Genomic DNA, 6,699 nt, shown 5'->3' on the forward strand with positions numbered 1-6,699 from the left:
GATTCCTGCCCTCAAGCTCTCGCGCGGCTGAGAGACCCTATGCGCTCCCGCTTGCCCCGATGGTGCGCACTCAATGGAAGACCTCAACTATCTCTATCATCGTCAGCAGGTTTCGCTGATGCGCGCGCACGCTGCCAGCGATTCGTGCAGCCGCCGCGTGCATGAAAAGCTCGCCCATGCCTATGGCGATCGCATCGCGCGTTTCCGCTGCGCCGACGCCAGCGAGCTTACGGCCGCCTGAACCGTATATCCTTGCGCCGGCCGGGGTCGGATGGCGCAAGGGGTCAATCAAATTCCGGCCCCGGCCTACCGCGTCGCCTATCCATCGGACCGGCGGCCCGGCTCTACCCAAGGAAATATGATATGCCGATCGGCACCGTGAAATTCTTCAATACCGACAAGGGCTATGGCTTCATCGCGCCCGAGGATGGCGGCGAGGACGCTTTTGTTCACATCACCGCGGTCGAAGCCGCGGGCATGCGCACGCTCGATAAGGACCAGCGCGTTTCTTACGAACTGCAGGCAGACAAGCGCGGCAAGTTGGCCGCGGCAAACCTGCAGCAGGCCTGATCCCCTGCCCTGGGGGCGGGCGTGCGGGGGCTTGATCCTTTGCACGCCCGTTGCCCCGGATACCCTGCCTGCCGCGGACCCCGTGATGAAGCCCAGCCAGCCTACCCACGCGCAATATTGCCATGAACAGGCCCGAATTGCGCGCATCGACGCCGATGCCGCGACGCTGGCCAATGTCCGCGATCGTTGCCTGCGTTCCGCGGAAGTCTGGGAAGATCTTGCTGCGCGTTCCGATCGCGTAACCGCAGAGCGACGCGTGCGCGATGCCGCCACCGCAAGGCGCATGGGCCGCGGCTGAGCCGCCGCCGGGCTTCACGCCTGGTGGAATTGTTCGATGTCTTCGAGCACCGAGATCGTCACCACAACGTCCAGCGGACTATCCCAGTCGACATGGAGCAGGAATTCGACGCCACCGGCTTCGGCGCCGCGCCATGCGGACCGACATTGGTGACGTAGATGCTGGCGGCACCCAGATGCGGCCGTCCCAACGTCTTCGGGCCGCCCATCAGGCCCTCGACGAAATTGAATTCCGCCGCGGTGATGACAACTGCCGAATCCAGCCGGATCGGCGGCCAGTCGAAATTCTTGCGGATCGTACCCTGTTGACCGCGATAGAGCACACGAATCGACCGAGCCATGATGACCGTCCTCTCAAGCCCCGCATCGTCTGGTGGCTAGCAATGGTCATCGCGGCGAGTCGATCCAAGTGTGCTCCGTTTCGGCGAGGTATTCGCGCGCGGTACGCCTCAGTTCCGCGTGCCGCCCGTTCGCGCGGCGAGCGCAGTGCCGAGGATCGCGGCGACCTGCGCCAGCTCGCCGAGCGCCTTGCCCGCATCCTTGCGCGCGGCTCTGGCCTCGTCGGCAGGGGCGTGCGCACTTGCCTTGCCGCCGCGCATCTCCCTGGCGAACGCCATCAGCCCTGCCGCCGCCATCTCTGCGACCAGAGGGTGCTTGAGCAGTGCGATCAGCTTCTCGCCATCCTTGCGCAGCGCCTTCGGGATCTTCACCCCGCCGACTTCCCTGGGTAGCCGGTCGGCCTTCTTCGCCTTGGCTGATTTCTTGCCCTTTGCGGCCTTTTCCTTTTTCGCCATGCGCTTCTCCGCCCTTGCGCGTTCATTACACGCCCAAGCCGCCCGCGCGTCAAATCATTCGCGCGGCTGGGAGACTTGCCTTGGCGGCGACGACGATGTCGCGTCACCGTCTTGCCGCGTCTTCGCATCGGGCATCACGCGCGCACCTGCGCTGGGCGTGTCGGCGCCCGAAGGTCCCGTGACCACATCGAAATCGAAACTACCGATCATGTTCTACCTCCTTGGTGGAGGCCGTCGGCGACGCGGGGGCGGGGGCAAGCTGTCGATGGAAAGCCGGGCGCCGCCCTGCGTGCAGGCGGCTTCCGGTTCAGTCTTGCGTCAGTCGCGCAGCGTGCCGGGAACCGCCAGTTTATACCAGCGGTACCAAAATCGGCCAAGAGCGTGCGCGTGCATGACGCGGCAATGCCTAGCCGCATCCGTCCGAACGGGCAAGCCGCGGTGTCGGTCGACAATGCGCTTGTGCGGCCCTCCCGCATCGCGATCGCGATCGGTCATGCTATGGAACGGTCTGGGCCAACACGCATCGGCGCCGCGCGGGCGCGCGAGACGGTTCATATCGCCAGCAAGGAGATATCCCATGATCCGCAAGGTTGCCTTCACCATGTATCCGGTGTCCGACATGCCACGCGCGCGGGCGTTCTACGAAGGGGTGCTCGGGTTGGCGTCGACCTGGCCCGAAACCAGTCCCTGGGTCGAATATGATCTGCTCGAGGGAGGCTGTCTCGCGATAACGACGGTCACCGGCGGCAAGCCGAGCGCGGAGGCGGGAGGCACGATCGCCTTCGAGGTTGCGGATCTGGACGCGCTCATTGCGGATCTGACCACACGCGAGGCAAAGCTCGTCGGCGATCTGGTGAAGGGGCCGCATTGCCGCATGATGGTCTGCCTCGACCCCGACGGCAATTCGATCATACTTCACCAGCTCGACGCGAAAGACTGAATACCGGTCAGAATCGAGCCGCCCGATGCCGCCATTGCGGTGGTCGGAATTCCGTTATGGCACCACCACCGTCGTCGATGGCTGGCTGGCCGGATCCGGCACGGTAACATAGACGACCGTGTCGCCTTCATATTGCGGCTGATAATAGGCGCCGCCGCACGAATAATAGGAATAGGCGCCATAGGGATAGGGCGCGCAGCCGGGCGGCAGGGCATAATAGGCCGAGCCGATCGCCGCCGCGGTCAATCCCGCGACTGCTCCTATCGCGAGCCCGGCGCCGATGGGGTGATCGTAATAGCCGCCCCAGCCATCCCAGTCATTGTCGATGTTGATATCGTTATTGATATTGGTGTTGCGGTTGACGTTGCGGTTGGTGTCGCGATTTGTCTGACGGTCGCTGCGGTTGGTCTGGCGATCCGTGGCTCTGTCGCCGCGGTTGGTCTGACGATCAGCGGCCCTGTCGCCCCGGTTGGCCTGGCCCGCGCCTGCCCGATCGCCGGCTGCCGGCCGCTGCGTCGTACCGGCGCCTGCCCGCTGGCCAGCGCCTGCACGCTGACTGGTTCCGGCTCCGCCCGCGCCCGGTCTAGTCGCGGCTTGACCGCGGCTTGCCGAGCGATCGCTGGGTCGGCTGTAGCTGCCGCCGCCGGGACGACTATAGCTTCCGCCGCGACTGGCGCTGCCGCGGCTCGCGGTGCTGCTGCGGCTGGCCCCGCCGCCACCGCGGCTGAAACTGCCACCACCGCCGCCGCCGCCGCGGCTCATGCTCGTCGAACCGCCGCCGCGTACGCCGCCGCCGCCGCGACCACGCGCATCGGCGGCCTCGATCTGTCCGGCAACGAGTATCAGGAGTGCGGCGATGCACGTGAATGAAGAGGCCCTCGTCATTTCTTGTCCTCCACCAACGTGGCGAGCTGGATCTGCTTCGCGTCCTTGCCGGGCACGAAGGTGAAGTCGCTCACGGAAAGGGGAGGATTGAGAACCCAGTTCAGCCGGGCAGAATAGGCCGGCAGTGCCGGATCGGTTCGATCGACGATCACGAGTTTGCGCGGCAGCGGACGGTCGCCCTGCTCGATCCACACTTCCCAATCATAATCACCCTGTCGGAATGCCCAATGATCGGTCCGGACGCCGTCGATCCTGGCGGTTCCAACGCTGAAGCCCGACGTCAGCGCCTGCAGGTCCGAATCATCGCCATCGTTCCACCGGAAGAGATCCTCCAGGGGCAATGAAATGCCGAACTTGTCGTAAATCGCCTTGATGAATTCGGCATTGGTGGCCGGCGCGGGCGCGGTTGCGTAGAAATTGAGCTTGGGCGCATAGATGGTGAAATTCTTGCCATTGAAGTAGAATTCGCGATCCTTCAGATCGCTGTCGAAATGAACCCAGATGCCCGGCCGCATCACCTTGTATTGGACGACCGCATCGGTTTGCAGGCGCTGATTGTCGACGGTAACAAGATCGCGGGTGGAATTGGCGGTCAACTGAAAGGACTTGAGCGTTTTGAGATAGTCGCTCATGCGCTTCAACGCCGCGACCGCTTCGGGATTGACCGCTTCACTGGTAAGGGTCGGAGCGCTGGCAGGCGTGTCCGCCTGGCCACTGGCGTTCGTGCCGGTCACCAACGTCGCAGCGCAAAGGATCAATGCCAAGCCGCGCATGTTCCTGCTCCACCATGGTTCATTCTGAATATGGCATCAAATCATTGCGCGAACTATCGGTGTTATCCCGCAATTTGACGGGGTAAATTCCTTACCCGCGGCAAGATGTGCAAGCCGGATATTGCTGTAATAGGCTGAATCCATGGGATATATTCAGAAGACTTTTTCAGCCTTTTCGGCCACGTCCCGATACGCCTCTGGATGAGGCGCGGGGGCTATTGCGCCCATGGATCATAGCTGCCGAAACTCCAGGCGTAGCCCTCGGTATCGAAGGCCGAATAGACGCGGCCGCCATAGTCCTGATCTATGGGGTCGAGGATGATTTTGGCGCCTCCGGCCAGCGCGGTGGCGGCGTGGGCATCGACATCGTCGAGCACGACATAGATCGACTGGGTATTGCCGCCCGCGTCCTGCGGATGGAGGATATTGGCCTTCTTCATATAGTCGCTGTCGCGCGCGAAACTGCTCAGCATCACCAACTGACCATCGCGCACGAGCTGGGCGTGATGGATGAAGTCGGGGTTCTTGTCGTCGGCATAGACCGCGTGGCGGGTGAAGCCAAAAGCATCACACAAAAAGGCGATCGCGGCGGGCGCGTCCTTGTAGGACAGGCACGGAATGATGGCGGGTTTGACGGGCATGTCGGGTCTCCGGCAATGATGAGATCGCAACGCTAGCCCTGCGCCGTCGCTCGATCTTGCACGATTGTAACCTGCCGCGCTCAGTCGTCGCGGACGCCGCCCTGCCCGGGTATCAGTCGCGCGCGAAGTTCGCCCGGCGTCATGTCGCTAAAGGCGCGGACGTCGCGCGCCAGATGCGGCTGGTCGTGATAGCCTGCTTCGACCGCGAGACCCGCAAGACTGTCGTCGGGACACGCCCGAAGCGCATTCCAGAAACGCTCGAAGCGCGCGAGCCGGCGATAGGCATCCGGACCGATCCCCGTTTCCACCCTGAAGCGATGCGCCAGATGCTTTCTGCTCCAGCCGATCTCGTCCGCTAGCACCGCGACACCTGGCGCCGCGTCTCGCGCGAGCTGCTTGCGCGCCCAGAGCACCGCATGGTCAAGCGGACGTGCCACATAGAGCCGGCGCATCAGGAATTCATCGAGAAGCGCAAACCGCGCCTCATGCGAAGCGGCATCGGCGAGCCGGGCGCCGACGTCTCTCGCGGCGGTCCCAAGCAGATCCTCGAGCCGCGCGACACAGTTCGCGATCTCGCCGGCGGGTACGCCCGTCACCGCGGCGAGACTCTCGAGCGGAAGAAACACATGGACGCCCGCCTGCGAGCCACAGGCGCGTGAGATAGAGGTGGCATCGGCGATACCGCCCGCAAAACCGTCGCCCGCGTCCAGAACAATGGCGCGCCCGTCTGCACCGACGATCTCCAGCGGATCGCCGAGGTTGAAGATGAGCACGCCTTCGGTCGCGGCGAGTTCGCGCCGCGCGGTGAAGGAGGTCGTCCGTTCGAAATAGCTCGTATAGCCGACAACCGCGCCCGTCAGCCTCGCTTCGGGCGGCGCTTCGACCATTTCCCACATGTCGACGCCGTCGTCATGGCGGCGCACCGTGCCGGGCCGGCGATTTTCCATCCGCATTGTCTAGCCGCTTGTCCGCGCATGCGCTACCGCACGCGCCATGACCCGTCCCGACACCGACATTGCGCTTGTAAACCGGCTGGCCGACGCTGCCGGCGCTGCGATTCGCCCCTTTTTCCGCGCGCGCTACGAGATCGAAACCAAGGGCGATGCCTCCCCCGTGACTCAGGCCGATCGCGCCGCCGAGGCGGCGATACGCGCGATCCTCGACGCAGAACTGCCAGCTGACGCCATTATCGGCGAAGAATATGGCGAGAAGCCGGGCACGAGCGGACGGACCTGGGTGATCGACCCGATCGATGGCACGCGCGCGTTCATCGCGGGACGCCCTATTTTCGGCACGCTGGTCGCGCTGCTGCAGGATGGCTGGCCGGTGATGGGGCTGATCGACCAGCCGATCACGCACGAACGCTGGATCGGCTATGTCGGCCGCACGACCGAGCTCAATGGCAAGCCCGTATCGACGCGCAACTGCCCCGCGCTTGACAAGGCGATCCTCGCAACCACCGGGCCACAATTTTTCCCGGGATGTTCGGGCGAGCATTTCTCATGGCTCGCACGCCAGTGCGGCGACACGATCTTCGGCGGTGACTGCTACAATTATGGCGGCGTCGCGTCGGGGCATATCGACATCGTCGTCGAGGCGGGGCTGAAGCTGCACGACTTTGCCGCGCTGATTCCCGTGGTCGAGGGCGCGGGCGGGCGGATGTGCAACTGGGCGGGCGATCCGCTCGATGCCGACAGCAAGGGTGACGTCATCGCGGCGGGCGATCCCGCGCGGATCGACGACATCATCGAGGCGCTCGCTGCCGGCGATCATCATCACTGATCCCGGCATCACTGCTC

Annotated in this window: 12 protein-coding genes; 5 read left to right on the plus strand and 7 right to left on the minus strand. The window is 64.2% G+C overall.

Features of this window, described 5'->3' with window-relative positions:
• Window positions 1-73 precede the first annotated feature (73 nt).
• The 3 genes from MKI88_RS04575 (at window position 74) to MKI88_RS04585 (ending at window position 868) form a co-directional block, all read left to right on the plus strand.
• The gene (locus tag MKI88_RS04575) at window positions 74-241 is read left to right on the plus strand and encodes a hypothetical protein (RefSeq protein WP_241629775.1); all 168 of its coding nucleotides are present in this window, start codon (window positions 74-76) and stop codon (window positions 239-241) included.
• A 122-nt stretch (window positions 242-363) separates the two neighbouring features.
• Entirely contained in the window at window positions 364-570 is a 207-nt protein-coding gene (locus MKI88_RS04580) for a cold-shock protein (RefSeq protein WP_241629776.1), read from the plus strand.
• 85 nt (window positions 571-655) lie between these two features.
• On the plus strand, window positions 656-868 hold the full coding sequence (locus MKI88_RS04585) for a hypothetical protein (RefSeq protein WP_241629777.1): 213 nt from the start codon (window positions 656-658) through the stop codon (window positions 866-868).
• Between the two features lie 58 nt (window positions 869-926).
• Here MKI88_RS04585 and MKI88_RS04590 read toward each other — a convergent pair whose 3' ends face one another.
• The 3 genes from MKI88_RS04590 to MKI88_RS04600 form a co-directional block, all read right to left on the minus strand.
• A complete protein-coding gene (locus tag MKI88_RS04590; RefSeq protein WP_241629778.1) occupies window positions 927-1,208 on the minus strand; it encodes a hypothetical protein in 282 nt (93 codons plus the stop codon).
• 108 nt (window positions 1,209-1,316) lie between these two features.
• Window positions 1,317-1,661: a hypothetical protein gene (locus tag MKI88_RS04595; protein WP_241629779.1), complete on the minus strand. Its 345-nt coding sequence runs from the start codon at window positions 1,659-1,661 to the stop codon at window positions 1,317-1,319.
• 54 nt (window positions 1,662-1,715) lie between these two features.
• On the minus strand, window positions 1,716-1,871 hold the full coding sequence (locus tag MKI88_RS04600) for a hypothetical protein (RefSeq protein ID WP_241629780.1): 156 nt from the start codon (window positions 1,869-1,871) through the stop codon (window positions 1,716-1,718).
• Window positions 1,872-2,238: 367 nt separating this feature from the next.
• Here MKI88_RS04600 and MKI88_RS04605 point away from each other — a divergent pair, with 367 nt between their 5' ends.
• Window positions 2,239-2,601, plus strand: a complete 363-nt coding sequence (locus tag MKI88_RS04605) for a VOC family protein (protein ID WP_241629781.1) — start codon at window positions 2,239-2,241, stop codon at window positions 2,599-2,601.
• A 54-nt stretch (window positions 2,602-2,655) separates the two neighbouring features.
• Here MKI88_RS04605 and MKI88_RS04610 read toward each other — a convergent pair whose 3' ends face one another.
• The 4 genes from MKI88_RS04610 to MKI88_RS04625 form a co-directional block, all read right to left on the minus strand.
• Entirely contained in the window at window positions 2,656-3,486 is an 831-nt protein-coding gene (locus MKI88_RS04610; RefSeq protein ID WP_241629782.1) for a hypothetical protein, read from the minus strand.
• Window positions 3,483-4,259, minus strand: coding sequence for a DUF2092 domain-containing protein (locus tag MKI88_RS04615; RefSeq protein WP_241629783.1), 777 nt, complete (start codon window positions 4,257-4,259; stop codon window positions 3,483-3,485). The genes MKI88_RS04610 and MKI88_RS04615 overlap by 4 nt, the downstream gene beginning before the upstream one ends.
• A 215-nt stretch (window positions 4,260-4,474) precedes the next feature.
• Entirely contained in the window at window positions 4,475-4,900 is a 426-nt protein-coding gene (locus tag MKI88_RS04620; RefSeq protein WP_241629784.1) for a VOC family protein, read from the minus strand.
• Between the two features lie 80 nt (window positions 4,901-4,980).
• Window positions 4,981-5,847 carry a helix-turn-helix domain-containing protein gene (locus MKI88_RS04625; RefSeq protein ID WP_241629785.1) on the minus strand — a complete coding sequence of 289 codons (867 nt, stop codon included), beginning with the start codon at window positions 5,845-5,847 and terminating at the stop codon, window positions 4,981-4,983.
• Window positions 5,848-5,893: 46 nt separating this feature from the next.
• On the opposite strand from MKI88_RS04625, the gene hisN reads away from it, so the two are divergent.
• Entirely contained in the window at window positions 5,894-6,682 is a 789-nt protein-coding gene (gene hisN, locus MKI88_RS04630) for a histidinol-phosphatase (protein WP_241629786.1), read from the plus strand.
• Window positions 6,683-6,699 lie beyond the last annotated feature (17 nt).

Source organism: Sphingomonas sp. LaA6.9 (assembly GCF_022601895.1).
In the GTDB taxonomy this organism is placed as follows: Bacteria; Pseudomonadota; Alphaproteobacteria; order Sphingomonadales; family Sphingomonadaceae; genus Sphingobium_A.

What these genes read in the sequence shown, in the direction of transcription:
- MKI88_RS04575 (WP_241629775.1), top strand. Translation starts at nt 74, where the DNA reads ATGGAAGACCTCAACTATCTCTATCATCGTCAGCAGGTTTCGCTGATG.
- MKI88_RS04580 (WP_241629776.1), top strand. Translation starts at nt 364, where the DNA reads ATGCCGATCGGCACCGTGAAATTCTTCAATACCGACAAGGGCTATGGC.
- MKI88_RS04585 (WP_241629777.1), top strand. Translation starts at nt 656, where the DNA reads ATGAAGCCCAGCCAGCCTACCCACGCGCAATATTGCCATGAACAGGCC.
- MKI88_RS04590 (WP_241629778.1), bottom strand. Translation starts at nt 1,208, where the DNA reads ATGGCTCGGTCGATTCGTGTGCTCTATCGCGGTCAACAGGGTACGATC.
- MKI88_RS04595 (WP_241629779.1), bottom strand. Translation starts at nt 1,661, where the DNA reads ATGGCGAAAAAGGAAAAGGCCGCAAAGGGCAAGAAATCAGCCAAGGCG.
- MKI88_RS04600 (WP_241629780.1), bottom strand. Translation starts at nt 1,871, where the DNA reads ATGATCGGTAGTTTCGATTTCGATGTGGTCACGGGACCTTCGGGCGCC.
- MKI88_RS04605 (WP_241629781.1), top strand. Translation starts at nt 2,239, where the DNA reads ATGATCCGCAAGGTTGCCTTCACCATGTATCCGGTGTCCGACATGCCA.
- MKI88_RS04610 (WP_241629782.1), bottom strand. Translation starts at nt 3,486, where the DNA reads ATGACGAGGGCCTCTTCATTCACGTGCATCGCCGCACTCCTGATACTC.
- MKI88_RS04615 (WP_241629783.1), bottom strand. Translation starts at nt 4,259, where the DNA reads ATGCGCGGCTTGGCATTGATCCTTTGCGCTGCGACGTTGGTGACCGGC.
- MKI88_RS04620 (WP_241629784.1), bottom strand. Translation starts at nt 4,900, where the DNA reads ATGCCCGTCAAACCCGCCATCATTCCGTGCCTGTCCTACAAGGACGCG.
- MKI88_RS04625 (WP_241629785.1), bottom strand. Translation starts at nt 5,847, where the DNA reads ATGGAAAATCGCCGGCCCGGCACGGTGCGCCGCCATGACGACGGCGTC.
- hisN (WP_241629786.1), top strand. Translation starts at nt 5,894, where the DNA reads ATGACCCGTCCCGACACCGACATTGCGCTTGTAAACCGGCTGGCCGAC.